This is a genomic window from Micromonospora sp. NPDC048986, assembly GCF_040649335.1.
In the GTDB taxonomy this organism is placed as follows: domain Bacteria; phylum Actinomycetota; class Actinomycetes; order Mycobacteriales; family Micromonosporaceae; genus Micromonospora; species Micromonospora alfalfae.
Genome location: NZ_JBEZFJ010000015.1, coordinates 172,155 through 198,549, shown reverse-complemented (window position 1 = coordinate 198,549; position 26,395 = coordinate 172,155). Strand labels below are relative to the sequence as shown.

26 protein-coding genes are annotated in these 26,395 nt (G+C 71.3%); 14 read left to right on the top strand and 12 right to left on the bottom strand.

Features of this window, described 5'->3' with window-relative positions; all coding sequences use genetic code 11:
* Nucleotides 1-12 precede the first annotated feature (12 nt).
* The 6 genes from AB0B94_RS27400 to AB0B94_RS27375 form a co-directional block, all read right to left on the bottom strand.
* Nucleotides 13-1,437 carry an aldehyde dehydrogenase family protein gene (locus AB0B94_RS27400; RefSeq protein WP_357286512.1) on the bottom strand — a complete coding sequence of 475 codons (1,425 nt, stop codon included), beginning with the start codon at nucleotides 1,435-1,437 and terminating at the stop codon, nucleotides 13-15.
* 84 nt (nucleotides 1,438-1,521) lie between these two features.
* Nucleotides 1,522-2,487: a zinc-binding alcohol dehydrogenase family protein gene (locus tag AB0B94_RS27395; RefSeq protein ID WP_357286509.1), complete on the bottom strand. Its 966-nt coding sequence runs from the start codon at nucleotides 2,485-2,487 to the stop codon at nucleotides 1,522-1,524.
* On the bottom strand, nucleotides 2,484-2,846 hold the full coding sequence (locus AB0B94_RS27390; RefSeq protein WP_357286506.1) for a hypothetical protein: 363 nt from the start codon (nucleotides 2,844-2,846) through the stop codon (nucleotides 2,484-2,486). Before AB0B94_RS27390 ends, AB0B94_RS27395 begins: the two co-directional genes overlap by 4 nt.
* Entirely contained in the window at nucleotides 2,843-3,706 is an 864-nt protein-coding gene (locus tag AB0B94_RS27385; protein WP_357286503.1) for an extradiol ring-cleavage dioxygenase, read from the bottom strand. Before AB0B94_RS27385 ends, AB0B94_RS27390 begins: the two co-directional genes overlap by 4 nt.
* A gap of 29 nt (nucleotides 3,707-3,735) precedes the next feature.
* The gene (locus AB0B94_RS27380; RefSeq protein ID WP_357286500.1) at nucleotides 3,736-4,506 is read right to left on the bottom strand and encodes a citryl-CoA lyase; all 771 of its coding nucleotides are present in this window, start codon (nucleotides 4,504-4,506) and stop codon (nucleotides 3,736-3,738) included.
* On the bottom strand, nucleotides 4,491-5,627 hold the full coding sequence (locus AB0B94_RS27375; RefSeq protein ID WP_357286497.1) for a CoA transferase: 1,137 nt from the start codon (nucleotides 5,625-5,627) through the stop codon (nucleotides 4,491-4,493). Before AB0B94_RS27375 ends, AB0B94_RS27380 begins: the two co-directional genes overlap by 16 nt.
* A 198-nt stretch (nucleotides 5,628-5,825) precedes the next feature.
* Between AB0B94_RS27375 and AB0B94_RS27370 the strand changes: the two genes are divergently transcribed.
* From AB0B94_RS27370 to AB0B94_RS27355, 4 genes are all read left to right on the top strand, one after another.
* Nucleotides 5,826-7,262 (top strand): amidohydrolase family protein, encoded by a 1,437-nt coding sequence (locus AB0B94_RS27370; RefSeq protein WP_357286494.1) that lies wholly within the window; start codon nucleotides 5,826-5,828, stop codon nucleotides 7,260-7,262.
* A gap of 4 nt (nucleotides 7,263-7,266) precedes the next feature.
* Entirely contained in the window at nucleotides 7,267-8,070 is an 804-nt protein-coding gene (locus AB0B94_RS27365; RefSeq protein ID WP_357286490.1) for an IclR family transcriptional regulator C-terminal domain-containing protein, read from the top strand.
* A 71-nt stretch (nucleotides 8,071-8,141) separates the two neighbouring features.
* Entirely contained in the window at nucleotides 8,142-8,717 is a 576-nt protein-coding gene (locus AB0B94_RS27360) for a DinB family protein (RefSeq protein WP_357286486.1), read from the top strand.
* A 587-nt stretch (nucleotides 8,718-9,304) separates the two neighbouring features.
* Nucleotides 9,305-10,885, top strand: a complete 1,581-nt coding sequence (locus AB0B94_RS27355; RefSeq protein WP_357286482.1) for a DHA2 family efflux MFS transporter permease subunit — start codon at nucleotides 9,305-9,307, stop codon at nucleotides 10,883-10,885.
* 54 nt (nucleotides 10,886-10,939) lie between these two features.
* Here AB0B94_RS27355 and AB0B94_RS27350 read toward each other — a convergent pair whose 3' ends face one another.
* From AB0B94_RS27350 to AB0B94_RS27335, 4 genes are all read right to left on the bottom strand, one after another.
* Nucleotides 10,940-11,401, bottom strand: coding sequence for a DUF5709 domain-containing protein (locus AB0B94_RS27350; RefSeq protein ID WP_357286479.1), 462 nt, complete (start codon nucleotides 11,399-11,401; stop codon nucleotides 10,940-10,942).
* Between the two features lie 121 nt (nucleotides 11,402-11,522).
* Nucleotides 11,523-12,407: an alpha/beta hydrolase gene (locus AB0B94_RS27345; RefSeq protein WP_357286475.1), complete on the bottom strand. Its 885-nt coding sequence runs from the start codon at nucleotides 12,405-12,407 to the stop codon at nucleotides 11,523-11,525.
* A 113-nt stretch (nucleotides 12,408-12,520) separates the two neighbouring features.
* Complete coding sequence (locus tag AB0B94_RS27340; protein ID WP_357286472.1) at nucleotides 12,521-13,444, bottom strand: sigma-70 family RNA polymerase sigma factor; 924 nt, start codon at nucleotides 13,442-13,444, stop codon at nucleotides 12,521-12,523.
* 93 nt (nucleotides 13,445-13,537) lie between these two features.
* A complete protein-coding gene (locus AB0B94_RS27335) occupies nucleotides 13,538-14,506 on the bottom strand; it encodes a YafY family protein (RefSeq protein WP_357286469.1) in 969 nt (322 codons plus the stop codon).
* Nucleotides 14,507-14,568: 62 nt separating this feature from the next.
* On the opposite strand from AB0B94_RS27335, the gene AB0B94_RS27330 reads away from it, so the two are divergent.
* The 3 genes from AB0B94_RS27330 to AB0B94_RS27320 are packed head-to-tail and all read left to right on the top strand — an operon-like array spanning nucleotide 14,569 to nucleotide 17,658.
* The gene (locus AB0B94_RS27330) at nucleotides 14,569-15,702 is read left to right on the top strand and encodes an epoxide hydrolase (RefSeq protein ID WP_357286466.1); all 1,134 of its coding nucleotides are present in this window, start codon (nucleotides 14,569-14,571) and stop codon (nucleotides 15,700-15,702) included.
* The gene (locus AB0B94_RS27325; RefSeq protein ID WP_357286463.1) at nucleotides 15,699-16,856 is read left to right on the top strand and encodes a winged helix DNA-binding domain-containing protein; all 1,158 of its coding nucleotides are present in this window, start codon (nucleotides 15,699-15,701) and stop codon (nucleotides 16,854-16,856) included. Before AB0B94_RS27330 ends, AB0B94_RS27325 begins: the two co-directional genes overlap by 4 nt.
* Nucleotides 16,857-16,893: 37 nt before the next feature.
* A complete protein-coding gene (locus AB0B94_RS27320) occupies nucleotides 16,894-17,658 on the top strand; it encodes a DUF2071 domain-containing protein (protein WP_357286460.1) in 765 nt (254 codons plus the stop codon).
* Here AB0B94_RS27320 and AB0B94_RS27315 read toward each other — a convergent pair.
* Nucleotides 17,652-18,629 carry an aldo/keto reductase gene (locus AB0B94_RS27315; protein ID WP_357286457.1) on the bottom strand — a complete coding sequence of 326 codons (978 nt, stop codon included), beginning with the start codon at nucleotides 18,627-18,629 and terminating at the stop codon, nucleotides 17,652-17,654. The genes AB0B94_RS27320 and AB0B94_RS27315 overlap by 7 nt on opposite strands.
* Before the next feature lie 167 nt (nucleotides 18,630-18,796).
* Between AB0B94_RS27315 and AB0B94_RS27310 the strand changes: the two genes are divergently transcribed.
* The 5 genes from AB0B94_RS27310 (at nucleotide 18,797) to AB0B94_RS27290 (ending at nucleotide 22,514) form a co-directional block, all read left to right on the top strand.
* Complete coding sequence (locus tag AB0B94_RS27310; protein ID WP_357286454.1) at nucleotides 18,797-19,156, top strand: hypothetical protein; 360 nt, start codon at nucleotides 18,797-18,799, stop codon at nucleotides 19,154-19,156.
* Between the two features lie 25 nt (nucleotides 19,157-19,181).
* The gene (locus AB0B94_RS27305) at nucleotides 19,182-19,742 is read left to right on the top strand and encodes a hypothetical protein (protein WP_357286451.1); all 561 of its coding nucleotides are present in this window, start codon (nucleotides 19,182-19,184) and stop codon (nucleotides 19,740-19,742) included.
* 4 nt (nucleotides 19,743-19,746) lie between these two features.
* Complete coding sequence (locus AB0B94_RS27300) at nucleotides 19,747-20,313, top strand: helix-turn-helix domain-containing protein (protein WP_357286446.1); 567 nt, start codon at nucleotides 19,747-19,749, stop codon at nucleotides 20,311-20,313.
* Between the two features lie 134 nt (nucleotides 20,314-20,447).
* Nucleotides 20,448-21,050: a dihydrofolate reductase family protein gene (locus AB0B94_RS27295; protein ID WP_357286443.1), complete on the top strand. Its 603-nt coding sequence runs from the start codon at nucleotides 20,448-20,450 to the stop codon at nucleotides 21,048-21,050.
* 111 nt (nucleotides 21,051-21,161) lie between these two features.
* Nucleotides 21,162-22,514 (top strand): cellulase family glycosylhydrolase, encoded by a 1,353-nt coding sequence (locus AB0B94_RS27290; protein WP_357286440.1) that lies wholly within the window; start codon nucleotides 21,162-21,164, stop codon nucleotides 22,512-22,514.
* A 110-nt stretch (nucleotides 22,515-22,624) separates the two neighbouring features.
* Here AB0B94_RS27290 and AB0B94_RS27285 read toward each other — a convergent pair whose 3' ends face one another.
* Nucleotides 22,625-23,257 carry a helix-turn-helix domain-containing protein gene (locus AB0B94_RS27285; RefSeq protein ID WP_357286537.1) on the bottom strand — a complete coding sequence of 211 codons (633 nt, stop codon included), beginning with the start codon at nucleotides 23,255-23,257 and terminating at the stop codon, nucleotides 22,625-22,627.
* A gap of 113 nt (nucleotides 23,258-23,370) precedes the next feature.
* Here AB0B94_RS27285 and AB0B94_RS27280 point away from each other — a divergent pair, with 113 nt between their 5' ends.
* Nucleotides 23,371-23,550 (top strand): hypothetical protein, encoded by a 180-nt coding sequence (locus tag AB0B94_RS27280; RefSeq protein WP_357286436.1) that lies wholly within the window; start codon nucleotides 23,371-23,373, stop codon nucleotides 23,548-23,550.
* Between the two features lie 112 nt (nucleotides 23,551-23,662).
* The gene (locus AB0B94_RS27275) at nucleotides 23,663-26,332 is read left to right on the top strand and encodes a carboxylate--amine ligase/circularly permuted type 2 ATP-grasp protein (RefSeq protein WP_357286432.1); all 2,670 of its coding nucleotides are present in this window, start codon (nucleotides 23,663-23,665) and stop codon (nucleotides 26,330-26,332) included.
* The last annotated feature ends 63 nt before the right edge of the window (nucleotides 26,333-26,395 follow it).

Genomic DNA, 26,395 nt, shown 5'->3' with positions numbered 1-26,395 from the left:
GGGGTGGAGGGGTTAGCGCTGGATGGACTTGGTCTCCAGGAACTCTTCCAGGCCGAAGCGGCCGAACTCGCGGCCGTTGCCGGAGTGCTTGTAGCCGCCGAACGGGGCGAGTGGGTTCCAGTGGCCCGCGTTCACGTCGACCTGGCCCACGCGCAGCCGCCGGGCGACGGCAAGGGCGTGCTCCGGCTCACCGAAGACGCCGCTGGTCAGGCCGTACAGCGTGCCGTTGGCGATGGCCACCGCCTCGTCCTCGTCGGCGTAGGGGATGATCGTCAGCACCGGGCCGAAGATCTCCTCCTGGGCGATAGCGGAGGTCGGATCGACGTCGGCGAAGATCGTCGGCTGGACGTAGGCCCCGACGCTCAGCCCCTCGGGCCGCTGCGGGCCGCCGAACACGAGCCGGGCGCCGTCGGTGATGCCCCGCTCGATGTAGCCGACGACCTTCTGCCGGTGGGCCTCGGACGCCATCGGGCCGATGCGGGTGGCCTCGTCGCCAGGGTCGCCGACGGTGTACTGCTTCGCTGCCTCGACTGCCAAGGCCACGACCTCGTCCTGGCGGGCGGCGGGCACCAGCATCCGCGGCCACGCGCCGCAGACCTGGCCGCCGTTGCTGAACGCCATCATCAGGCCCCGCTCGACAGCGGTGGCCAGGTCGGCGTCGTCGAGGATGATGTTCGCGCCCTTGCCGCCCAGTTCCAGCGCGACCCGCTTGACGGTCGCCGCGGCCACCGCGGAGATCCGCTGACCCGCTCGGGTGGAGCCGGTGAAGGAGATCATGTCGATGTCCGGGTGGGCGGAGATCGCTTCGCCGACGGTCGGGCCGGTGCCGTACACGACGTTGAAGACACCCGCAGGTACGCCGGCCTCGGCGGCGACCTCGGCGAGGACGCGCGCGGTCAGCGGGGCGCTCTCGGACGGCTTGAAGACCATCGTGTTGCCGGCGAGCAGGGCCGGCGCCAGCTTGGAGACGATCTGCTGAAGTGGGAAGTTCCACGGTGTGATCGCGCCGACCACGCCGACCGGCTCGCGGACGATCAGCGAGTTGCCGACCTCCTCGGTCCAGGCGAAGTCGTCTGCCAGGCCGGCGATGGACTCGACCACCGCGGCCGGGAACGCGACCTGGGCGGTCCGGGACATACCGATCGGCGAGCCCATCTCGGCGGTGATCGCCTGGGCGATCTCCTCGGTACGGGCGGCGAGGCCGGCGCCGAGGCGGCGTAGCACGTCCGCCCGGTGCTGCGGGGTGGTCGCCGACCAGGCCGGGAAGGCGGCCCGGGCGGCGGCGACGGCGCGCTCGACGTCGGCGGCGGTGCCGGCCGGGGTCTCGGCGACGACCTCGCCGGTGGCCGGGTTCACCACGGGAAGGGTGCCGGCGGAGCCGGTGACGGTCTGGCCGCCGATCCAGTGGCCGGCGACGGTGTGGGTGGAAGGTGTCATGGACCGACCGTCGCACCGCTGCCGAACCCCAACCAGGTGCGGTTTATCCAGGGTTCCGCGATCCCTGGCTGGGGTCCGGCCCGCTCAGAGCGCGAGGACGATCCGGCCGGTGGTGGTGCCGGCGTCCTGCCGGGCCCAGGCGTCAGCGATGGCGTCGAACGGCACGATCTCGTGGTCGACGGTGAGCCGGCCGGCCGCCGCGTGCCCGGCCACCACTGTCAGCGCCGCGGCCCGCTCGGCGGTCGACAACCCGTTGTTGGTGTAGCCGGTCATCCGCAGTGCCCCGCTGCGCAGCACGGCGGACTCGATGGGCGCGGTCGCGCCGGCCGCGCTGCCCAGGTTGACCAGTCGCCCACCCGGGCGCAGCACCCGCAGCGCCGCCGCGGCCGGGACACCGAAGACCGGGTCGAGGACGAGGTCGACCGGCCCGTCGGCGGCGCGGCGCAGCCGGTCGGCCATCGACGCGACATCGTCGTCGGGCAGTAGCGGGACGGTGGCGGCGGCGCCGAGCTCCTCGGCGCGGGCCCGCGCCGCTGCCGACCGGGCCACGGCAATGACCCGGCGGGCGCCGCCGAGCAGGGCGAGCTGGACGGCGGCCTGACCGACCACGCCTCCGGCGCCGAGCACGATGACCTGTTCGCCGCCCGCCAGGCCACCGGCGTGGGTCAGCGCCGCGTGCGCGGCCACTGCGGAGAGACCGAGGGCGGCGAGCAGTGTCAGCGGTACGCCGGCCGGCAGCGCCACCACGTCGACGGTCGGCACCGTGACAGTGCTCGCCATGCTGCCGTTTACACCGGAACGCATCCCGGCCGACGTGCCGAACCAGACAGCGGTGCCGTCGGCGAGGCGACCGACCCCCTGCACACCCGGCACGTACGGCGTGCGCGGCGGGCCGAAGTAGCTGGTGCCGCTGGCGCAGAGCAGATCCAGCGGGGTGATCGGCACGGCCTCGACGGTGACCGCCACCGTACCGTCGGCCGGTACGGGCGCCGGCCGCTCGGCGATCGTCGGCGCGGTGCCGCAGGCGGTGAGCACTGCCGCGCGGATCACGTCGCGATGTCCGGGTAGGGCATCGAGAAGTGGGCAAGCCGCGCGCCGTAGGACTTCTGGTATTCCAGCGGTTCGGTGTTGTCCCGCTCGAACAGGGCGATGAAGAGGGTCAGGGTGAGGAACGGGTGCGCGCCCAGCGCGAAGAGCTTCACGTGGTCATGGGTGGCCAACGCCTCGCGCTCCACGTCGTCGAGGCGCAGCCAGGTGCTCGCCTCGCCGGTGTGGCAGTTCAGCACCGTGTTGGCGCACTCGGCCTCCCACCAGGCGACCAGCTCGCGCGGCTCGCTGCGGTAGCGCTCGACCAGCTCCGGGTCCCGGTCGACCATGAAGAGGAACTTGTTCAGCAGGTACTTGCTCATGCCGGCGCTCCGTTCGGGTACCAGGTGAAGTACGCCTCCATGGTGTGGAACAGGTCGAGGGTGTCGACGTAGTCGGCCTTCACGCCGGCACCGGCGACGCCCATCATGAGCATGAAGTCCATGAAGCCGTGGGTGGCGTTGCCCGGTGAGTGCAGGCTGTCCAGGGTGACCTCGCGCAGGCACTCGTCCAGGTCGCCGTTGGCGATCCACTCGACGGCCCGCCTGTCGAACTCCGGGTCCGGGCCGTGCGGGCCGAACTGCCGGGGGCCGCCCAGCTCCAGCGACAGGTGGCCGGTGCCGATGACGGCCACCCGCAGGTGCGACGGCCACGACTCGACGATGTCGCGGATGCTCTGGCCGAGCTGGACGAAGCGCTTCGGCTGCGGCAACGGTGGCGCGAAAATGTTGGTGTAGATCGGCACGATCGGCAGATCGGCCTCGGGCCGCAGCGTGATGATCGGGCAGGTGATGCTGTGGTCGATGCGCAGCTCGTTGCTGAACGCGAGGTCGAAGCCGGCGTCGAGCCCGGCGCGCAGGATGTGCCCGGACAGGTCCTCCTGGCCCGTGAGCAGCATCCGGGGCAGCCCGAACTCGCGCTCCTCGTTGTACCAGTTGGCGTCGTAGTGGGGCGCCTTGCCGACCAGGAACTGCGGCATGTTGTCCAGCCAGAGCTGGTGGAAGTGGTCGGAGCCGACCATCACCAGCACGTCGGGTCGGGCTCGGGTCAACGTCTCCCGGAACGCCAGGATCTTGCGGGTCCACTCGTCGGCGAACGGTGGCCGATCCTCGCCGGTGGCGGTGCTGGCCCGGTAGTAGAAGGGGTGGTGGGTGGAGGCGATGACCGCGACGACGGAGGCCATTCCCACTCCTTTCGGGGGTGGCGGAGGGATCAGGGTTCGTAGACGGCGTTGCTGTCGACGGTGCGGTAGATGTCCATGCCGAGCGGTCGTCGTCGTTCCTCGGCGAGGTGCCCGAGCAGCCCCGCCGCGCGGGCCAGCAGGGCGAAACCGCGCAGCATCTCGACCGGGAGCCCGAGGTCGGCGAGGGCCGCCCCGCAGACGCCGGCGCCGTTGAGCGGCAGGGTGCGGCCGAGCACCTGCGGGTGGACCCGTCCGATCGCCTCGAACAGCAGCAGGTGCGGGCCGTGCAGACCCTCCTCGGTGGCGATCCTGATCAGCACTGGGGTGCGCGGGTCCTGTTCCTTGTGCACGGGGTGCCCGAGCCCGGGGACCAGTCGACGTTCCCGCTTGGCCCGGGTGACCGCGTCGAGCGCCACCGCGTCGTAGTCGGTCACCTCGCCGGCCTCGGTGAGCGTGTCGGCGAGGAAGCGTCCACAGTCCTCGGTGACACCGAGGAAGCGGGAGCCGCCGCCGAGCAGGCCGGCGGCGAGCGCGCCCTGCAACGACTCGGGCGCGGACAGGTACGTCAGCCGGGCGGCGATCGCCGTCGGGGTGAAGCCGTGGTCGGCGAGGGCCACCAGCACCGCCTCGAAGACCCGCACCTCGCCCGGGGTGGGACGGCGGCCGGCGACCAGCCAGTACGCCAGCTCGCCGAAGCCCACAGTGCCCATCAGGTCGGCGGCCAGGTCCTGCCCGAGCAACGAGATGGTGGTCGGGTCGGAGGTGCCGATCCCGGTGGGAAAGCTCAGTTCTTCAGCCACGCGCGGATCTCCTCGCCGTGTTCGTCGAGCCCCGGCGGTGGCAGCTCGTAGCGGGCCGGGGTGTCGGAGAAGGTGATGGGGTTGCGGACACCGGGCACGTCTCCGACGGTGACGACCGGGTCGAGCCCCAGTTCCTCGGCGAGCGCCACCCCACCGTCGATGGTGTTGATCGGCGCGCACGGGACGCCGGCGGCGAGCAGGTCCCGGAACCACTCGTCAGTGGTCCGCCTGGCGAGGCGTTCGACTAGCAGCGGCCGCAACTGTTCGCGGTTGGCCGTGCGGTCCTGGTTGCGGCCGAACCGCGTGTCGTCCGGCAGGTCGGGCAGGTCGAGCACCTGGCAGAGCTTGCGGAACTGCCCGTCGTTGCCGGCGATGACGATCAGCTCGCCGTCGGCGGTGGGCAGTGGCTCGTACGGGAAGAGGCTGGGGTGCGCGTTGCCCATCCGGAACGGGACGGTGCCGCCGGCGACGTAGCCGCTGGAGTGGTTGACCAGCCCGGACAGTGCCGAACTGAGCAGGTTGACCTCGACGTGCTGGCCTCGTCCGGTCTCGCCACGGTGGTGCAGCGCGGCGAGGATGCCGATGCTGGCGTGCAGCCCGGCCATCACGTCGAAGACGGAGATGCCTGCCCGGTACGGCGAGCCGTCCGGGTCGCCGGTGAGGCTCATCAGGCCCGAGATGGCCTGCACCATGAGGTCGTAACCGGGGAGGTCCCTACCGGCGCCGGTGCCGAAGCCGCTGATGCTCGCGTACACGATCTTGTCGTTGTGCGTGGCGACGGTGTCGTAGTCGAGGCCGAACCGGGCGAGGCCACCGGGCCGGAAGTTCTCGATCAGCACGTCGGCGCGGCGGGCCAACTCCTGGGCTGCGGCCAGGTCGTCGGGCTTCCCGAGGTCCAGGGCGATCGACTGCTTGTTGCGGTTGATGCCGAGGTAGTACGTCGAGACGCCGTCGCGGGTGGGCGGCATCCAGGTGCGGGTGTCGTCACCACCGGGGCTCTCCACTTTGATCACCTGGGCCCCCAGGTCGGCCAGGAGCATCGTCGCGTAGGGCCCGGCGAGGATCCGGGAGAAGTCCGCGACGAGCAGGCCGGCCAGTGGGCCTGTCGAGTGCTGCACCATGTTTCCGCCCGTTCTGCGGACACCTGTCCGCCGAGACAGCTTGCGATACCGCAGGGTGCGTGTCAACGGTGCTTTTCTCGAACACTGCCACGCTCTTGACACGCTTCGTGGCCGGGACCACACTTGCGCCACTCGGGCTGGCCGCACAGCGGACAATGGTCCGGATTCCCCTCGTACTCCGAAAGGAATGGGTGGCGAATGAGCGCAACCGACCGGTCGGTGGTCTTCCGCAACGGCCTGGTTCTCACCATGGACGACGCCCGCACGGTGCTGCCCGGCGCCGACGTGCTGGTCGTCGGCGGCCGGATCGCGCAGGTCGGTGTCGGCCTCACCGCACCCGACGACGCCCTGGAGATCGACGCCGCCGACGGCATCCTCATGCCCGGCATGGTCGACACCCACCGGCACCTGTGGCAGACCGCGATGCGTGGGTACGGCGCCGACTGGACCCTGACCCAGTACTTCGTCTGGTACTACCTCGAGTCGGGCAAGCTGTTCCGGCCCGAGGACGTCCACGCCGGCAACCTGCTCGGCGCGATCGAGGCGATCGACGCCGGCGTGACCACCACCGTCGACTGGTCGCACGGGTTGCAGACACCCGAGCACGCCGACGCCGCGGTGGACGCCCTGGAGGCGGTCGACGGACGGTTCGTGCTCGCCTACGGCAACATCCAGCAGGGGCCGTGGGAGTGGGCCACCTCGCCGGAGTTCCGCGACTTCCACCGCCGCCGCATCGACGGTGGCAAGCTGGCTGGCTTCCAGTTGGCGTTCGACGTCACCGGCGACCCCGCCTTCCCGGAACGGGCCGCGTTCGAGGTGGCCCGGGAGTTGGGCGCCGCGGTGACCACCCACGCGGGCGTGTGGGGCGCCACCAACGACGACGGCATCCGGCTGATGCACGAGAACGGGTTCATGACCCCGTCGAACGTCTACGTGCACGCGGCGACGCTCACCCAGGACTCGTACAACCGGATCGCCGCGACCGGCGGCTCGGTCTCCGTCTCGACCGAGAGTGAGCAGAGCGCCGGCCAGGGCTACCCACCCACCTGGCAGTTGCGCCACCACGACATCCCGGTGTCACTGTCGATGGACACCAGCGTGTGGTGGAGCGGCGACCTCTTCTCCGCGATGCGCAGCACGCTCGGCGCGGACCGCTCCCGGGAGCACCTGGAGGCGCACGCCAAGCAGGAGACCGTCACCCATTGCCACCTGCGCGCCGAGCAGGTCGTCGAGTGGGCCACCCGGGGTGGCGCCCGTGCGCTCGGCATGGACGCCACCATCGGCGCGCTCACCCCCGGCCGTCAGGCCGACGTCGTGCTGATCAAGAACGACGCCTCGCCGGCGATGTTCCCGATCCTGAACCCGCACGGTCACGTCGTCTTCCAGGCCCAGCGTGCCGACGTGCACACAGTGCTGGTGGGCGGCCGGGTCGTGAAGCGCGACGGCCGCCTCGTCGGCGTCGACCTCGCCGCCGCGCGGGCCACTGTGGCAGCGACCATCGATCACCTGCGCGAGACGATGGGGGAGCAGGCGTGGCAGCGGGGAATGAACCCGGACATCCCCGAGACCGCGATCCTGGAGAACCCGTACCAGTACACCGAGTGGGACGCCGGGTCGGCGCAATGGAAGCATTAAGGACATGAGTGACAACGGAAGGGGCGCCGGACCCGACTTCATCGAGGCTCTCGCCCGTGGCCTCGACGTCCTGCGCTCCTTCCGTCCGGCCTGCCCCTCGATGACGCTCAGCGAGATCGCCACCGCCACCGGCCTGGCCCGCCCCACCGTCCGGCGCATCCTCATCACGCTCGAATCGCTGGGCTACGTCCGCGCGGTCGGCCGCGGCCACACCCTCACCCCGCGCGTCCTGGAGCTGGGGATGGCGTACGTCAACGCACTGAACATGTGGGACGTGGCCCGGCCGCACATGGAGAAGCTCGTGGCGCAGACCAACGAATCGACCTCGATGGCCCAGCTCGACGGCAGCGACATCGTCTACGTCGCCCGGGTGGCCGTACCCAAGATCGTCACGCTTGGTGTCACCATCGGCACCCGCTTCCCGGCACCCGCGACGTCGATGGGCAAGGTGCTGCTCGCGGCCCTCCCACCGGACACGCTGGCGACCGTCCTCGCCGAGCCCAGCCGCTCCGGCATCACACCGCGCTGGCAGCCCGCGCCGGGCGACCTCGACGCCGTGCTGCGCGAGGTCCGGGCGAAGGGCTGGGCGCTCGCCGACCAGGACCTGGCCCCGGGCATCCGGTCCGTCGCCACCGGCGTACGCGACGGCGACGGGCGGGTCGTCGCCGCCATCAACGTGACGGTGCACGCCGCCGAGACCTCGCTGGAGACCCTGCGCGAGGAGCACCTGCCGCGGTTGCTGCGCGCCGCCGCCGACATCGGGCACGACTGGGCGCTCACCGCCGCCGTGCCGGTGGTCACCGCCTAGGTCCTACCGATCACCAGCTTCGCGCATCGTCCGGGGCAGCGCCGGCGCCCGACGGATGCCATAGTGCCGCGATGAAGGCAGACCTGCACAGTTACCTGAAGGGCGGCCGCGACACGCTGCTGTGGAAGCTCGACGGGCTCGGCGAATACGATGTTCGGCGTCCGTTGACCCGGACCGCGACCAACCTGCTCGGTCTGGTGAAGCACGCGGCGGCCATGGAGATCCTCTACTTCGGTGTCGTGTTCGGCCGACCGTTCGAGCAGGAGCTGCCCTACGTCGGCGACGGGGCGGAGGCCAACGCCGACATGTGGGCGAGCGCGGATGAGACCCGCGAGGAGATCGTCGGACTGTACCGTCGCGCGATCGCCCACGCCGACACCACCATCGAAGCCCTTGCGCTGGATGAGGTCGGCCACGTGCCGTGGTGGGGCGATGCGGCGGTCACGTTGCACCACGTCCTGGTCCACGTCATCGCGGAAACCCAACGGCACGCCGGCCACGCCGACATCGTGCGCGAACTCATCGACGGCGCGGTCGGGCTGCTGTCCCAGAACGACAACCTTCCCCCGGCCGACGAGTCGTGGTGGCTGGACTACCGTCGGCGAGTGGAGCAGGCTGCCCTCGACGCCAGCAAGCGCGGCAACTAGTTCTGAACCGATCATGGCAACCGGATGATGGTCGCCGATGATGAGGACCAGGCCGGCCGGTGGGTGGGACGGGCCTGGCTCGACCCCGACCAGGTTCCCCGCCGCAACCACTATCACCGACGAACGTGGGCACCACCAGCGCACGACGGCCACCCCCGGCCAGCAGGCCGATCGAGTGGCCAACCCAGCACGCCCCAATCCCGCGCGGCCACCGACGCGATGACAGACCCGCGACCTCGGTCCGCACCCTGCGCTCGCCTCACCTCGGTCGGATCGCTGCTCCTAACGGAGGGGCCGCGCTGCCCTCGACGCAGCCGATCCCTGGCCTCGCCGCGCTGCTCCGGACCGCGACCCGCCGCCGGCTCGCGGTTCTGCCGTCTGATCGACACCCCGACGTCCGGCCACAGTCGCACGGCCGTTCGGATGCGAGGCCGGGCCGTCACGAAATCCGGCGGCGAATCGTCACAGCTGGCGGTTAGTCTTCCTCCGCGCGTCGTCGTCCTGGCACGTCGCGCCCCGCGCCCGGTAGGCGCGGCATCGCCGCCACCGCCCACCATCGGCCGGCTCAATCGACTTCAGGAGAGTTTGTGACACAGCAATCCATCGCGACATCGGACAAACTCGACGCTGCGGTGCTCAAGGTGGCGGGCGTCGTCGTCCTTGGCGCGATCATGTCGATTCTCGACGTGACGGTGGTCAGCGTGGCGCTGCCCAAATTCCAGAGCGAGTTCGACGCGTCCTACGCCCGCGTGGCCTGGACCATGACCGCTTACACCCTCGCGCTCGCCACCGTGATCCCGCTCAGTGGGTGGGCGGCGGACCGGTTCGGCACCAAACGGCTCTACATGGTGGCGCTGGCCCTGTTCACGATCGGGTCGGGGCTCTGCGCCATGGCCGACACGATCGGCGAGCTGATCGGCTACCGGGTTCTGCAGGGCCTCGGCGGCGGCATGCTCATGCCGCTGGGCATGACCATCATGACCCGGGCGGCCGGTCCGCACCGGATCGGTCGGTTGATGGCCGTCCTCGGCATCCCGATGCTGTTGGGGCCGATCGGCGGCCCGATCCTCGGTGGTTGGCTGATCGACACCGCGAGCTGGCACTGGATCTTCCTGATCAACCTGCCGATCGGCCTGATCGCCCTGATCTACGCTCAGGTCGCGCTGCCGAAGGACGCGCCCGAGCCGTCCGAGTCGTTCGACTTCGTCGGCATGCTCATGCTCTCGCCGGGCCTCGCCCTGTTCCTCTACGGCGTCTCGTCCCTGCCGGAGGCGGGCACCTTCGCCGACGCCAAGGTCTGGGCTCCGATGCTGGTCGGCGGCGCGCTGGTGGTGGCGTTCGTGCTCTACTCGTTCAAGCCCCGGCACCCGCTGCTGGACCTGCGGCTGTTCCGCAACCGCAGTCTGACCATCGCGTCGGTGACGATGTTCGTGTTCATCATCGCGTTCATGGGCGCCGGCCTGTTGTTCCCGAGCTACTTCCTGCAGGTGCGCGGTGAGTCGACGCTGGCCGCCGGTCTGCTGATGGCGCCGCAGGGGATCGGCGCGATGATCACCATGCCGATCGCCGGCACGCTTGCCGACCGGGTGCCGATCGGGCGTACCGTCCCGTTCGCGCTGGGTCTCATCGTCGTCGGGTTCTTCGGTTTCACCCAGGTCGACCCGCAGACCTCGTACTGGCTGCTCGGCGGTTCGCTGTTCGTGATGGGCCTGGGCATGGGCGGCACGATGATGCCGATCATGACGTCGGCGCTGCGGACGTTGTCGGCCAACGACGTGGCCCGCGGCTCGACGCTGGTCAACATCCTCCAGCAGATCGGCGGCTCGGTCGGCGCCGCCGTGATGTCGGTGATCCTCACCAACGAGTTGAACGGCTCGCGGCAGATCCCCGGCCTGGTGGACGAGAGCGGCAAGCCGGTCACCGAGGCCGGGCTGGCCATCGCCTCCCAGCAGCGGCCCGAGCTGCTTGGGCAGATGCCGGTGGACCCGTCGCTCATCGAGCGCGGGCTCGACTTCGCCGCCAAGTCGTTCGCCAGCACGTTTTGGGTCGCGTTCGCGTTGGTCGTGCTCACGCTCATCCCGGCGGCGTTCCTGCCGCGTCGGCGTCAGCCGGCGCAGCTCGACGACCCGCAGGGCGAGCAGGTCAGGACGCCGGTCGTCATCCACTGACCGATCCCGCCGCGCCCGGCACCCACTGAGGTGCCGGGCGCGGCGGGTACGGCGTCAGCGCAACGGACCGTCGCCGGGCCCGTCCGGGTCCTCGACCACGTGGATCGCCGCTTCCTCCGCGCTGGCGGCACCCGCGTCGATGCCGGCGTCCCACGCCACCGCCTCGTCCTCGTCGTCCTCGCGGACACCCTCGTCGTAGGCGACGAGACGGCCGGCGCGTGCCTCCGCCTCGTACCCCCGGCGGGTCAGCTCGTCCTCGTCGTCGCCACCCTCGGCGTACGGGTCGACATCCGGCACCTCCTGGGCGAGGTGTTGCTCCAAGGACTCGCCCGCCCGCTCCTCGGCCGGCGTGGTGCCGAACCGGTTTGCCGCCGTCCAGTGGTCCTCGGCGATGATGCCGGTGTCGAGGGGGTCGCCGACCCGGTCGTCGTCGAGGGTGTCGGAGGCGTCCAGGACGCCGTCGTCCTCAACCACGTTCCACTCGTCGACGGAATCCATCCGTTCGGTCTGGCTCACGGCGGTCTCCTCTTCGTCACGGTGCAGCAAAGCGCTCAGCCTATGACCGTGCAACGCGCCAGTTTCCCGAGGCCTGCCCGTTGTGACGAACGAACCTCGGGGCTGGCGGCGTCACTGTGGGTCAACGCTTCAGCAGCTCCGCCACAGCGTCGGTGAACTCCACCGGCTGCTCGATGTGCGCGAAGTGTCCGCTTCGCTCCAGCGTCACCAGCCGCGAGTCCGGAAGCCCCGCGTGCAACTGCTCGGCCCAGCGGGGGCCGCAGATGAAGTCGTACGCCCCGACGATCACCACGACGGGCACGGTGATCTCACCGAGGTTTTCCCGCACGTCGAAGGGTGTGGGGTCCTGCGCGCCGGCCGGCGTCGCCCAGATCCGGACGGCCGCCTGAAACGGGGCGAACTCGCCCTGTCGGCCCCAGAAGTCGGCGAAGTACACAGGCAGGGCGGCGCGCAGAGCGGCCCCCAACGACTCGTTGTCGGTCGCGCCGCCGATCTGCGCGAAGGCAGCCGGGACCGCCGCCGCCTCCGGCCGGTCCGGGTGCCGCTGCGGGTAGGCGGCGAGACCGGCCATGGCCTCGCCCCAGAATTCGGCTCCGGTGACGGGCGAGGTGTCGTACAGGGCGAGGCCCGAGATCCGGTCCGGGTGGGCCAGCGCGTACCGCTGGACGACGAAACCACCGTGCGAGTGCCCGAGGAGGTACACCCGGGGTTCGCCGAGGTGCTCGACGACGGCGTGCAGGAACCGGACATACGTGTCGAGACGGTAATCGTCGGGGTTGTCGAGCTGCCCCGACGCGCCAGTGCCCACCGGCTCGACGTAGACCATCGTGAAGTGCGTCTCAAGGCTGGGCGTCCGCAGGTACTCCCACTCGATGCCCGGGCCACCGGAGTGCGCCACGCAGACCGGGCCGGTGCCGGCGACGTGGTAGACCTGCCGAACGCCATCCACTGTGAATGTGTGGGCGCCGGGGGCGAGGGCGCTGACGTCGTGGCTGGTGAAACCCATGAACTATCTCCCGATCCGAGACCCGCGCGGCGTCCGCCGACACGGCAACTAATGCGTGACGCGAACCAGATGCGCGGGTGGCGGGAAAAGTTCGCTCGGTCGGAGAAGTTTCCTCAGACCAGCGCGGGGACGGGGTGGAAGAGGGTGAGTTGGCGCACCCGGCCCTCGCGCAGCACCTGCAACCACAGTGCCGCGGGTGGGCAGTGCTCCGGGTCGTCGGGTGGGCTGATCAGGTCGGTTTCCCAGATCAGCACGTCCCCGCTGGCCACCACGTTGCGCAGCCGCTGACGTACCCCGGCGGTCAGGTCGCGGTTCATGCCGTTGATGGCCAGGTCCCGGCCGCCGCGCGGGCCGCCCGGCACGATCATCTCGGCGTCCGGCCACCAGTTCTCGCGGACCACCCGCTCGAAGTCGCCGCCCATCGCCGTGGTGATCATGTCGTGGCCCGCCCGCCACCGCGAGTCGTTCGAGGCGGCGACGTCCGTGTGGGCGGCGTCCGCCGCCGCCCGCAGGCCGGCGGCGAGCGCCCGGCGGGCGTGGCTGAGGCGGCTGCGGACGGTGCCGACGGGAACGCCACACACGGCCGCGATCTGGTCGTACGAGGACGCGTCGCTGAAGTACCGCAGCAGGGTGACGAGCCGGTCAGGTTCGGACAGTTGCCCGAGGGAGTGCCACACCCAGTCGCGCATCGCGGCCCGGTCCAGTGCCTCCTCCGGGGTGGGTGTGTCGGCGGGGCGGGTGAACCATTCGGGTTCGGCGACCGGGACGGCGCTGGGCCCGCGCAACGTCATCCGACTGTTGTTGCGGACGATGGCTCGCAACCACTGGCCGACGGCGTTCGGGTCGCGGACCTCGCCGATGCGACGCAGGGCGACGACCATCGCGTCCTGTACCGCGTCCTCGGCGTCCGGTCCGTAACCGAGGACGCTCAGCGCGACGGCCCGCATCCCGGCCTCGTGCCGGGCCAGCAGCGCCCCCAGCGCAGCCGCGTCTCCCGCCTGCGCGAGTACGACCAGCTCCCCGTCGCTCTGCGTCACGCCCAGTTCCTCCCCGAAACGCCCGTTCTGAACGCTTGTGCTCCATCAAGCGTACGGCGGGCCGGCGTGCCGATGCCCGGGCCGTCGGCCGTCCTACGCTGCGGACGGGCTGGCAGCGCGGGTCGCCCGGGAGCCGATCTGCCGCAGGTGCGCGATCAACTCCGGAGGCTCGTGCACCTCCATGTCGCAACCGAGGGTCAGCAGGCGCCACGCCAGCCACTCCAGAGTGTCGGCGTTGCTGCGCAACCGGCAGGAGGTCGCGTCGATCGGCTCCAGATCGACGCCGGCGCCACCGAGCGGGCCTGCCATCCGCTCGATCGGCGCGTGCAGCGTCACCACCGCCCGGTAGACGGGCGTCAGCTCAAGCAGCTTCTCCGTCATGAACGATGCGGCGTCGGACGCCGGCAGTCGCCGTGCGGCGACCCGGGTCCGGGTGGGTCGCAGGTCGGTGATCCGGTCGATCCGGAAGATCCGCCAGTCGTCACGGTCGTTGTCGTAGCCCACCAGATACCAGCGCCGACCCGCCGACACCAGCTTGTACGGCTCGACGAGCCGTTCGGTGTCCATGCCGTCGCGGCGACGGTAGGTGAACCGTAGCTGCTCCCGGTTGTTGACGGCGGCGGCCAGCGCGCTCAGATGCTCCGGGTCGACAGTCGGCCGATCCCAGGTGAGCAGCGGTTCGGTGGCCGCCCCCAGCGCGCTGACGCGGTGCCGCAGCCGGGACGGCAGCACCTGTTCGAGCTTGGCCAGCGCCCGTACCGACGCCTCCTCGATGCCGGCCACCGCGTGGCCGGCGGCGGTGCGCAGACCGACCGCGATCGCCACCGCCTCGTCGTCGTCGAGCAGCAGCGGCGGCATCGCCTTGCCGGCGACCAGGCGGTACCCGCCGATCGCGCCCATCGTCGCCTGCACCGGGTAGCCGAGGTCGCGCAATCGCTCCACGTCGCGGCGGATGGTGCGCAGGCTGACGCCGAGCCGGGTCGCCAACTCGCTGCCGGGCCACTCGCGGGGTGTCTGCAACAGCGACAACAGGCCCAGCAGTCGGGCGGGGGTGTCGGACATGATCCCAGAATGCCAGCGATGTGTGCCAGAAGCTGTCCTATATGGGCCGTAGCGTTCCCGGCATGACGCCATTTCGCATCGACATCCCGCAGGCCGACCTCGACGACCTACGTGACCGGCTCTCCCGAACCCGGTGGCCCCGCTCGTTGCCCGGCACCGGCTGGAGCCGCGGGGTGCCGGTGCCGTACCTTCGCGAGCTGGCCGAATACTGGGCGAATGGTTACGACTGGCGGGCCCACGAGGCGCGCCTCAACGACTTCGCCCAGCTCGTCACCGAGATCGACGGCTTGGATGTGCATGTGCTGCACGTCCGCTCGCCGGAGCCGGACGCGCTGCCGTTGTTGCTGACACACGGCTGGCCGAACTCCGTGGTCGAGTTCACCGAGCTGATCGGCCCGCTGTCCGACCCACGCGCTCATGGCGGGCATCCCGCGCAGGCGTTTCACGTGGTCGTGCCGTCGGTGCCCGGCTACGGTTTCTCGCAGGCGCCGCCGGCCGGGTTCACGATCGACCGGCTCGCCCGGATGTGGGTCGAGCTGATGGCCCGCCTCGGCTATCACCGTTTCGGTACCCAGGGCGGCGACCTCGGTGCGTACCTCGCGCCACGGGTGGCCGTGGTGGCGCCGGAGCAGGTCGTCGGCGTGCACATCGACGGGGGGTTCGGCTTCCCGACCGCCGCCGACGTGCCGGACATGAGCGCGGCGGAACGCACCGAGTGGGAGCAGATGCAGCAGTGGATGAGCGGTGGCGTCGACCATCACGCGCTGCTGCGGGCAGCGCCGCAAACCCTCTCGTACGCCTGGAACGACTCGCCGGTCGGGCTGCTGGCCTGGATGATGCAGAAGTTCAAGGAGTTCACCATGACCGTGCCGACGCCGGAGCAGGCCATCGACCGGGACCACCTGCTCACCAGTGTGAGCCTCTACTGGTTCACCGGCACGTCGGGAACGTCGTCGTGGCCCATGTACGAGCGACTCACCGTGACCGACGATGGCGGTTTCGCCTGGCCGACGGGTCAGCGGCTGGTGCCGTCCGGTGTGTACGGCGGGGGATCCGCGTTGATGCGCCGCCTCGCCGAGCGGGACAACACGATCGTCCACTGGCCGCAGGGCAACCCGGGCAGCCACTTCGTGGCGATGGACGAGCCGCTGGCGCACGCGGCGGACATCCGCGCGTTCTTCGCGGGCCTGCGATGATCGAGTTGAGCTGGGCGCAGGTGTCCGCCCGACGGCTTGCGCGGCACCGGCTGAGCACGCCGGCGGCGTCCACCGCACAGGACGCCGCACACGTCGCCGACGTGGTGTCGGCGATCTGCGGCGCGCACGCCCAGATCGCGTCGGCCGCCGAGCTGTCCATCGGGCTGCGGGTGCCGGGCACGACCCGCGCCCTGGTGCGCCGGGCACTGTGGACCGATCGCACGGTGGTCAAGACCCGTGGGCCACGCGGGACGGTGCACCTGCTCGCCGCAGCGGACCTGCCGATGTGGGTCGGCGCGCTGACCGCGTTGCCGGCGCCGTCCTGGGAGCGGCGCGTTGTCCTGCTGACGCCCCGGCAGACCGAGCAGGTCCTCGCGGCCATCGCCGACGCGGTCGCCGAGGCCGACCTGACCACCGCCGAGCTGACCGAGGAGATCGTCGCCCGTACCGGCCCGTGGGCGGGTGACCTGGTCATGGAGGCGTTTCAGGACAAGTGGCCCCGGTGGGTCGCGGCGATGACCGCCGCCACCCGGGCCGGAGTGGTCTGCTTCGGCCCGAATCGCGGTCGGGCCAGCACGTACACCAGCCCAACCCGGTGGCTGCCCGACTTCGCGCCGATGCCCGGCCGCGCCGCTCTGGCCGCCCTCGTCCGCGGCTACCTGCACGCGTACGGGCCGGCCACCCCGGCGCAGTTCGCCCGGTGGCTGGGGGTGCCCCCGGGGTGGGGGACGTTGCTGTTCGACTCGCTCGACCTGACCGAGGTGACGGTGGAGGGCACCCGGGCCTGGGTGAGCGCCGACGACACCGAGTTCCCCGACGACCGGCCGTCCGGGTTGCGGCTCCTGCCGTACTTCGACGCGTACGCGGTTGGCTGTCACCCCCGCGAACGGCTCTTCCCGGGTGCCGCCGCCGAGCGGGCGCTCGCCGGTGGTCAGGCCGGCAACTATCCGGTGCTGCTGGTCGACGGGGTGGTCGCCGGCGTGTGGCACCAACGCCGTTCCGGCCGCTCGATCCGGGTCACCGTCGAGCCGCTGCGGGCGCTCGGGCCCGCCCAGCAGCGGGCGTTGGGGGAGGAGGTCGAACGGGTCGGCGCGATCCTGGAGGGCAAGGTGTCGCTGACCATCGGCACCGTCAGTGTCGGTCCGCACGCCTGAGGCCACGCCGGCTCACCGCCTGGGCGACGATGGGAGCGTGCACCCCGAACCGGTCGACCACGCGCCCCGGCAGGCGTTCCCCTGGGCGCTCCTGCGCCAGCGCTGGGAGGACCTCACCTTCCTGCACTGGGCCGTCGCTCCGGAGGCGGTCGCGCCGTTGCTGCCCGCCGGCACCCGTCCGGACACCCTGGACGGGGTCAGCTTTGTCGGCCTGATCGGTTTCCGGATGGTCGGGCTGGGCTTCGGCCGCGGCCCGGGGGTGCCGTACTTCGGCACCTTCTGGGAGACCAACGTCCGGCTCTACTCCGTCGACGACGCCGGCCGCCGAGCTGTCGTGTTCCGGTCGCTCGACGCGTCCCGTCTGCTGCCGGTGCTGGTGGCGCGGGCGACGCTGCGCCTGCCGTACCTGTGGTCGTCGATGCGGTTGGATCGCGACGGCGACCGTCGCACCTACCGCTGCCGGCGACGCTGGCCGGGGCCGGCGGGCGCGACGAGCCGGATGGTGGTGCGGGTGGGGGAGCGGATCGTCGAGCCGACCCCGCTCGAACATTTCGTCACCGCCCGCTGGGGGCTGCACACCCGGGCGTACGGGCGCACGCTGCACCTGCCGAACTGGCATCCGAGCTGGCCGCTGCACCGGGCCGAGATGCTGCACCTGGATGACGAGTTGGTCGCCGCCGCCGGGCTACCGGCACCGGGCGGGCCACCGGTGAGCGTGCTCTACTCGCCAGGTGTCGGGGTCAGGTTCGGCCCGCCGGTGGCGGCCCGGTCACGCGGTGCCGGGCCGCCGGAGCCTCAGTAGCGGCCACCCTCGGGTGCGGGCAGCGCGTCCAGGTCGGCAAGGTCCTCGGCGCTGAGCCGCACGTCAGCGGCCGAGCAGTTGTCCACCAGGTACTTCGGGGTCTTGGTGCCGGGGATCGGGATGACCTGGTCCCCCTGCGCGACCACCCAGGCGAGGGCGACCTGCGCGGGGCTGACGCCGGCCCGGTCGGCGATCTCCCGGACCCGGGAGACGATGGCGAGGTTGGCACGCAGCGCGTCCTGCTGGAAGCGCGGCAGGCCGCGCCGGAAGTCGTCGGCGGGTAGGTCGTCGAACGAGGTGAACCGGCCGGCGAGGAAGCCGCGACCGAGCGGGGAGAACGGCAGGAAGGCGATACCCTGCTCGGCGCAGTACGGCAACACCTCGGTCGACGGGTCGCGCGTCCACAGTGACAACTCGGACTGCACCGACGCCACCGGGTGCACGGCCTGGGCCCGCACGATCTGCGTGACAGTCACCTCGGACAACCCGAGCTGCCGGGCCTTGCCCGCCGCCACGACCTCGGCCATCGCGCCCCAGGACTCCTCGATGGGCACCTCCGGGTCGACCCGGTGCAGTTGGTAGAGGTCGACGTGGTCGGTGCCGAGCCGGCGCAGGCTCTCGTCGATCGCCGCGCGGATGTGCTCCGGGCGGCCGTTGTTGCCGATCTTCGGTGAGTTGCCGGGGCCACCGGTGAGGGAGGTGGCCACCAGGCCGACCTTCGTGGCCAGTACGGCCCGCTCCCGGTGCCCGTCGGCCAGCGCCCGCCCGACCAGCTCCTCGTTGGTGTACGGCCCGTACACGTCCGACGTGTCGATCAGCGTCGCGCCCAGGTCCAGTGCCTGCCGGATGACGGAGATCGACGTGTCGTCGTCGCGCGGGCCGGTGATGTCGTAGCCGTGGCTCATGCCCATGCAGCCGAGGCCGATGACGCCGACCTCGGGTCCGGTGCTGCCCAGCGTGGTGGTTCGCATGCGCCCCACGCTACGACCGGACCGGCCGACCCGCACCCGCCGTGGCGGGCACAGCTGCTTCCCGGGCACGTGACGACTCTCACCGGAAGTGGACTCGGGAGTCCGCTACGGTGGCACTAAGCGGACCTGAGAGTCCGGATATGCCTGAGCGACCCACGAGGAGCCCCATGAATCCGGTACGGATCAGCGACGCCCTGCGCGCTGTCGTCTTCGAGCCGACGCGCGACCTGACCGAGGCGCTCGACGAGTTCTACGCCCCCGACTACACCCACCGCAGCGACGGCGAGACCCTCGACCGGGCCGGATTCGTCGAGATGGTGACCCGGGTACGCGGTCAGATCGTCAGCGGCACCGTGCGGGTCCTCGACGAGCTGCGCGACGGTTCCCGCTACGCCGAACGACACGTCTACGAGATCACAGTGGCCGATGGGTCGACCGCCAAGCGGGAGATCGCCATCTTCGGGACGTACGCCGAGGACGGCCGCTTCCGCCACCTCAGCGAGACGGGTTTCGACCTGCCCGCCTGAACCACGACCAACACAGGAGAGAGCCATGCCCCGCCTTGCCGACCCCGACCCGAACGCGATCCCGGCCGACGTCCGCGACGTCGTGTCCGCCCTGCCGCCCGACCCGATGGTCAAGATGCTGACCCACTCGACCGGCACCGTGAACCTCTTCATCCAGCTCGCGAGGGCGCAGTTCACCTCGTTGGAGCTGCCCGCCCGCTCGCGGGAACTGGTCATCCTCACCGTGGCCGAGCACACCGGGTGCGAGTTCGTGGCGGCCCAGCACGGCCCGATGTCCGCGACGGCCGGCGTCGACGAGCGCACCCGCGAGATCATCAGCAGTCGGGACATCGACAACCCGTACCTCTCCGCATACGACCGGACGCTCATCCGGTTCGCCGCCGAGGTGGTGCGGTCACCGCGGGTTCCCGACGACCTCTTCGACCAGGTGCGGCACATCCTCAGCGAGCGCGAGATCGTCGAGGTGCTCCAGGTGATCGGCTACTACTGGTCGTTCGGCCGGGTGGCCACGGTGCTCAACGTCGAACTCAGCACCGTGTACGGCGACGAGCCGCTGCTGACCGACGAGACCGAGCGGGCAGACTGAGGCGATGACCGCGCCGACGCCGAGCGACCCGGATGTTCCCCACCGGCGGCTGGACGCCCGTCGCAACCAGGAGCGGGTCATCGCCGCCGCCCGGCAGCTCTTCAGCGAGCAGGGTCTCCAGGTGACGGTACCGCAGGTGGCGGAGCGGGCCGGGGTGGGTCGCGCGACCGTGTACCGCAGCTACCCCAGCAAGGAAGACCTGATCGTCGCGGTCGTCCAGCGGCAGTTCGAGGAGTTGGAGCAGCGCACCCGTGCGGCGCTCGACGGCGTCGACGCGTACCGGGAGTGGTGTTCCTTCGTGCCCGACCTGTTCGGACGCCTCGCCCGCGACCGGGTCCTCGCCGACGCGTTCTTCGAGGGCAGGCTGGTGCCCGCCGCGCGCATCCTGGAACTGATCGGGCAACTGGTGGCGGCAGCCCGAGCGACCGGCAAGATCCGCCCGGACGCCGGGGAGCTGGACATCCGGGTAATCCTCTGCGGAGCGGTCCGGCAGCTCATCGTGCTCGACGAGCGCGACCCGGCGGTGTGGCGCCGCTACGCCGACCTCGTGCTCAACGCGCTGCGCCCCTGACGGCCACGGCTGACACTGGGGGAAAGCTCGGCCGACGTGTCGAGGACGGTAGCGCGGCTTCGACAACGTGTTGAGGGCCGGAGACAGCCGGCCTCGCCGACGAGCCGACACGGCACGGACCGAGGAGTGGATCGATGACGAAGGTGACGACCGGAGCGACGATGTCGTTGGACGGCTACATCGCGGACGCGTCCCACGGCGGCTTCGAGTATCTCTTCCAGTGGTACGAGAACGGCGACGTCGAGACGCCGACGGTCGACCCCGAGCTGACCTTCCGGACGTCCGCCGCGAGCGCCCGGCACCTGCGGGCGCTCACCGAGCGGACCGGCGCACTCGTCGTCGGCAGGAGGCTCTTCGACATCACCAGCGGGTGGGGTGGCCGGCATCCGTTGGACGTGCCAGTCGTGGTTGTCACGCACAGCGTGCCGGAGGGCTGGGCACCCGAGAACGAGTCCTTCGTCTTCGTCACCGACGGCATCGCAAGCGCCATCGCCCGGGCGAAGGCGATCGCCGGCGACAAGGAGGTCGGCGTCAACGGCGGCGCCATCGCCGCCCAGGTCGTCGAGGCCGGCCTGCTCGACGAGGTGCACGTCGACCTCGTCCCGGTTCTGCTCGGCGCCGGCATCCCGCTCTTCGCCGACCTGAGGATCGCGCCACTTCAGCTGGACGGCCCGTTCAGCGTCGTCGAGGGCGATGGCGTCACCCACCTGGCCTATCGGGTACGCCCAGCGGCCTGAGCGCCGCGGGGGCAAGCGCCCCCACCTTGCTCCCATAGTCATTGATCGATATCCTGCGCGCAGGCGCCGCCCCGCCTCAGACCACCACCGTCGATCCGAAGCGGGTTCCGCATGCGCACACTGAGACTTGTCACGACCCTGGCCGTCGCCGGCCTGCTCGCCGGTGGGGTGGCAGTGGTCGCCGCCACACCGGCCAGCGCGGCGAGGGCCGTGTTCTCGGTGACGAACAACTGGGGCAACGGCTACCAGGGGCAGGTCACCGTCACCAACGACACCTCCGCACCGATCACCAGCTGGCGGGTCGAGTTCGACCTGCCATCCTCCTCGACGGTCAGCCAGTCGTGGAACGCGCAACAGACGACCTCGGGCAGCCACTACACCTTCGCCAACGTGTCCTGGAACGGCACCCTCGCCGCCGGCGCCTCCACCTCGTTCGGCTTTCTCGTCAACGGCACCGGCACCCCGCTCAACTGCACGGTGAACGGCGCGTCCTGCGCCGGCGGCCCGCCCCCGACCACGCCGCCGCCCACCACCCCGCCCCCGACGACCCCGCCGCCGACCACCGGCACCCCGGTCGAGCGACACGGGCAACTGCGGGTCTGCGGCACCACGATGTGCGACAGGTCCGGCGCGCGGGTGCAGCTACGGGGCATCAGCAGCATGTGGCTCAACTGGGAGACGGCCCCGTACGCCGAGAACCTCTCCGCGTTGACCTGGATGCGCGACAACTGGAATCTCCAGGTGATCCGCGCGGCCATGGGCGTGGAGCCGGCGGGGGCGTACCTCAGTGACCCGGCCAAGGCGCGCGCGCAGGTGGAGACCATCATCAACAACGCGGTCACCGCCGGGGTCTACGTGATCGTCGACTGGCACGCGCACGAGGCGCAGAACAACCAGTCCCAGGCGGTCGCCTTCTTCGGTGACCTGGCCCGCCGCTACGGCCACCTGCCCAACGTCATCTGGGAGCCCTACAACGAGCCGCTCCAGGTGAGCTGGACCAATGTCATCAAGCCGTACCACCAGGCGGTGGTGTCCGCGATCCGCGCCGCCGACCCGGACAACATCGTCGTGCTCGGCACCCCGACCTGGTCACAGGACGTGGACGTCGCGGCGGCCAGCCCGGTCACCGGCACCAACCTGATGTACACCCTGCACTTCTACTCCTGCACGCACGGGGCGTCGCTGCGCGCCAAGGGCGACGCGGCGATCCGCGCGGGCCTGGCGCTGTTCGTCACGGAATGGGGTGCCAGTAACGCCGACGGCGGCCTCGACGGCCGGTCCTGTCTGCCGGAGGCGCAGTCCTGGATCGACTGGATGAAGGCGAACGGCATTTCCTGGACGGCCTGGAAACTCGACGTCGGCACCGACACCACCAACCTGCTCAGCCCGGGGGCGCCGGTGACCGGCGGGTGGACCAACCACCTGCACGGCCACGCGCCGTTCGTGGTGGCGAACATGAGGTGATCCCGGCGGCGCCTTGACCGGGACTGTTCGAATCGAGACTGCTGATGTCGGGGTGTCCAGGCCGGCGGGACACCCCGACATCACCCCCCAGCACGACCACCGTCGCAGGGTCAGGGGGTGAAAGCCCGCCGGTACGCGGTAGGGGTGGTGGCGAAGGCCCGCTGGAAATGCGCCCGGAGGTTGGTCGCCGTGCCCAGGCCGGTGCGCCGTGCGATCTCGTCGATGGTGATTGCGCCGTCCTCGAGCAGAGTGCAGGCGGCGCGCAGCCGTTGCTGGATCAGCCAGGCTCGTGGGCTCATCCGGAGCCGACTCTGAAAGGCGCGGTGCAGCGTACGGCTGGACATCACGCCCTGCCGGGCAAGGTCCGCGACGGTGATCGGGCGGTGCAGGTTGCCGCTCGCCCACGCGGTGACAGTGGCCAACTCGTCGTCCGGACCCGTTACGCCGACCGGGATGAACTGGGCCTGACCGCCGGCCCGGTGCAGTGGTGTGACCATGTGGCGGGCCCGTTGGATCGCGACGGCCTGCCCGTGGTCGCGGCCGACGAGGTAGAGGCACATGTCAAGACCGGCGGCGAGTCCGGCGCTGGTGAGCACCTCGCCTTCGTCGATGTAGAGCGCCCCCGCGTCCACTGACACCAGTGGGTGCTCGTGGGCGAGCGCGTCGGCGTGCGCCCAGTGGGTCGTCGCGCGGCGGCCGTCGAGCAGACCGGCCTGGGCCAGCGCGAAGGCGCCGGTGCAGATCGACGCGATGCGGGCGCCACGACGGTGGGCGAGCCGCAGCGCTTCGAGGGCGCGCGTCCGCCGGCCTACTGACGGGTCGGCGGGCGACCACCAACCGCAACGCGTACGACGAGTTGCGCGCGCACGACGTCACAGTCCTCGACGAGCGGGTGGTCGACGACGGTGACCGGGTCACCGCCGGCGCGCTGTCGGCCGGACTTGATCTGGGCCTGTGGCTCACCGAACGCGAACTCGACGCCACCACCGCCAACCGGGTCGCCGCGGCCATCGAGTACCGGGCGACGCGACGCTGAGCAGCGCGAACAGAACGGGCGCGTCACCTTAACGCGCCGGAAACACCCCCGGTACCAACCCTGGGAACGCTCGTCGGACAGCCAGACCACCGACACGCGAACCGGGGTGACAATGGCCGACAACACCACGAACGCGCCGACGTACGACGAGCCGGTGGGCCGGTCCGGCAACGGCCGGACGCTGCCCACCCCCCGTACGAATCCGGTCCTGTCGCTGGACGACGGCGACCCGGCGGACCTGGCCACGATCGGGGTGGAAGAGGAGTTCCACGTCGTCGACCTGCACACCCGGGAGTTGGTGCCCCGCGCCGGGGAGTTGCTCGACCGGTTGCCGGCGGCCTCGTTCACCGCCGAACTGCACCGCAGCGTGGTGGAGACCAACACCGCTGTCTGCCGCACCCTGGACGAGATCCGCGCCGAGCTGACCCGGCTGCGGCAGGCGGCCGTCCAGGTCGCCGACCGGGCCGGTTTGGGCATCGTGGCGGCCGGTACGGTGCCGCTGCGCGCCGACGGCGACCCCAGCGTCACCCCCACCTCCCGCTACCGGCGGATGCTCGACGAGTATCAGATGCTCGCCCGGGAGCAGTTGATCTGCGGCGCGCAGGTGCACGTCGGTGTCTCCGACCGGGACCTGGCGGTGGCGGTCACCCGTCGGGTCCAGCCGTGGCTGCCGGTGCTGCTCGCCCTCTCCACCAGCTCGCCGTACTGGATGGGCCAGGACAGCGGCTACGCCAGCGTCCGGTCCCTGGTCTGGCAGCGCTGGCCCACCGCCGGTGACCCGGGCGAGGTGACCAGCGCGGCGGACCACGAGGCGTTGGTCGCCGAGCTGATCTCTTCCGAGACCATCACCGACCCCGCCATGATCTATTTCGACGTCCGGCCGTCGGCGCACGTGCCCACAGTGGAGCTGCGGATCACCGACGCCAACCCCGACGTCGAGACCATCGTGCTGCTCACCGGTCTGTTCCGGGCGCTCGTCCGACGGGAGGTCGCCGCCCTGCGCGCCGGTGTGGAACGCACTGCCGTGCGACCACCGGTGCTGCGCGCCGCGGTGTGGCGGGCCGCCCGCTCCGGGCTGGAAGGTGACCTGCTCGACCTGCCCCGGTCGGCCCGGCCGGTGCCGGCCGCCCAGGCGGTCCGCCGTCTGGTGACCGACCTGCGCCCACAGCTGGTGGCGACCGGGGACTGGGAGCAGGTCAGCGAGCTGACCCGGTACGCGCTGGACCGTGGCAGCTGCGCGGCGCGGCAGCGGCGGGCGTACGAGCGACGGGGCCGGTTGGCCGACGTGGTCGACCTGCTGCTCGACGAGACCCGGGGCCGGGTCCGTGCTCCGCAGCCGGATGCGCCGACACCGCCAGCGCTGCCCGTGTACGTCGACGCCGGCGACGAGGTCTTCGGACCGGCCGGACCGCAACCGGCGTACGCCCCGATGCTCGCGGCCCTGCGCCAACTCGGCGCCGGGGCCCTGCGTCAACGCGAACACGACCGCGACGAGGAGCAGCGGGCCCGAGGTGTGACGTTCAGCGTGGCCGGCGAGGCGAGCACCCGGCTCTTCCCGGTCGACCTGGTGCCCCGGGTGGTGCCCGCCGCCGACTGGCGGAGCCTGCGTACCGGCCTGGTGCAACGCGCCCGCGCCCTCGACGCGTTCCTGCGCGACGTCTACGCCGACCGGGCCGTGGTGGCCGACGGCGTGGTGCCGGCGTGGGTGGTGGAGTCCTCACCCGGGCTACGCCCGACAGGCGCGCTCATGGGCCGTCGGGGCACCCGCGCCCAGGTGTCCGGCACCGACCTCGTCCGGGAACCGGACGGCGGCTGGTACGTGCTGGAGGACAACCTGCGGGTGCCCTCCGGGATCGGCTACGCGGTGCAGAACCGTCGGCTGACCCAGGCGGTGTTGCCGGAGTTGCCGGTGCCGGAGGATCTGCTGCCCGCCGACGAGACACCGGCGATGCTGTACCGGGCGCTGGTCGCCGCCGCGCCCGCCGCGGCCGACGACCCCGCCGTGGTGGTGCTCAGCAGCGGCCCCGGTGATCCGGCGTGGTTCGAGCATCGGCTGCTCGCCGACGAGATGGGGGTTCCGCTGACCGAGACCAGCGACCTGCTGGTGGAGGAGGGCCGGGTCCGACTGGTCCGCGAGGGCTGCCGCCGCGAGGTCGACGTGATCTACCTGCGGATGGACGAGGAGGCGCTGCTGCACGCGCCCGGCGCGGACGGGGTGCCGCTGGGCTGGCCGCTGCTCGCCGCGGTGCACGCCGGACGGCTCACGCTGGCCAACGCGCTGGGCAACGGTGTCGGTGACGACAAGGCCCTGTACGCGTACGTGCCCCGGCTGATCGAGTACTACCTGGGCGAGAAGCCGCTGCTCGGGGACGTGCCGACGTACCTGTGTGGGCTGCCCGAGCAGCGGGCCGAGGTGCTGGGCCGGCTCGACGAGCTGGTGCTCAAGCCGGTCGACGGGTACGGCGGTGACCGGGTGGTGATCGGCCCCCGCGCCGAGGTGGAGGAGTTGGCCGCCGTCCGGGAGCAGATCCTCGCGGCCCCGCACCGGTGGATCGCCCAGGAGATGATCGCGCTGACCACCCACCCGGTCTTCGACGGCACGGCGCTGGCTCCCCGTCACGTCGACCTGCGGGCGTTCGTGTTCCTCGGTGACACCGCCGAGGTCGCGCCGGTGGCACTGACCCGGGTGGCTCCGGCCGGCAGCATGATCGTCAACTCGTCGCGCGGCGGCGGGTCGAAGGACACCTGGCTGCTCGGTGGAGCCGACGAACAGTCGGCGTAACCGACGCTTGACCCACCCGTCATCGGGACGCAACCCGGGCCGCCAAGCCTGGACCGGTCAGCG

Bases quoted from the DNA above. Each gene is read 5' to 3' on its own strand.
- AB0B94_RS27400 (WP_357286512.1), bottom strand. From the start codon at position 1,437: ATGACACCTTCCACCCACACCGTCGCCGGCCACTGGATCGGCGGCCAG.
- AB0B94_RS27390 (WP_357286506.1), bottom strand. From the start codon at position 2,846: ATGAGCAAGTACCTGCTGAACAAGTTCCTCTTCATGGTCGACCGGGAC.
- AB0B94_RS27385 (WP_357286503.1), bottom strand. From the start codon at position 3,706: ATGGCCTCCGTCGTCGCGGTCATCGCCTCCACCCACCACCCCTTCTAC.
- AB0B94_RS27375 (WP_357286497.1), bottom strand. From the start codon at position 5,627: ATGGTGCAGCACTCGACAGGCCCACTGGCCGGCCTGCTCGTCGCGGAC.
- AB0B94_RS27370 (WP_357286494.1), top strand. From the start codon at position 5,826: ATGAGCGCAACCGACCGGTCGGTGGTCTTCCGCAACGGCCTGGTTCTC.
- AB0B94_RS27365 (WP_357286490.1), top strand. From the start codon at position 7,267: ATGAGTGACAACGGAAGGGGCGCCGGACCCGACTTCATCGAGGCTCTC.
- AB0B94_RS27360 (WP_357286486.1), top strand. From the start codon at position 8,142: ATGAAGGCAGACCTGCACAGTTACCTGAAGGGCGGCCGCGACACGCTG.
- AB0B94_RS27345 (WP_357286475.1), bottom strand. From the start codon at position 12,407: ATGGGTTTCACCAGCCACGACGTCAGCGCCCTCGCCCCCGGCGCCCAC.
- AB0B94_RS27335 (WP_357286469.1), bottom strand. From the start codon at position 14,506: ATGTCCGACACCCCCGCCCGACTGCTGGGCCTGTTGTCGCTGTTGCAG.
- AB0B94_RS27330 (WP_357286466.1), top strand. From the start codon at position 14,569: ATGACGCCATTTCGCATCGACATCCCGCAGGCCGACCTCGACGACCTA.
- AB0B94_RS27325 (WP_357286463.1), top strand. From the start codon at position 15,699: ATGATCGAGTTGAGCTGGGCGCAGGTGTCCGCCCGACGGCTTGCGCGG.
- AB0B94_RS27315 (WP_357286457.1), bottom strand. From the start codon at position 18,629: ATGCGAACCACCACGCTGGGCAGCACCGGACCCGAGGTCGGCGTCATC.
- AB0B94_RS27310 (WP_357286454.1), top strand. From the start codon at position 18,797: ATGAATCCGGTACGGATCAGCGACGCCCTGCGCGCTGTCGTCTTCGAG.
- AB0B94_RS27305 (WP_357286451.1), top strand. From the start codon at position 19,182: ATGCCCCGCCTTGCCGACCCCGACCCGAACGCGATCCCGGCCGACGTC.
- AB0B94_RS27300 (WP_357286446.1), top strand. From the start codon at position 19,747: ATGACCGCGCCGACGCCGAGCGACCCGGATGTTCCCCACCGGCGGCTG.
- AB0B94_RS27295 (WP_357286443.1), top strand. From the start codon at position 20,448: ATGACGAAGGTGACGACCGGAGCGACGATGTCGTTGGACGGCTACATC.
- AB0B94_RS27290 (WP_357286440.1), top strand. From the start codon at position 21,162: ATGCGCACACTGAGACTTGTCACGACCCTGGCCGTCGCCGGCCTGCTC.
- AB0B94_RS27275 (WP_357286432.1), top strand. From the start codon at position 23,663: ATGGCCGACAACACCACGAACGCGCCGACGTACGACGAGCCGGTGGGC.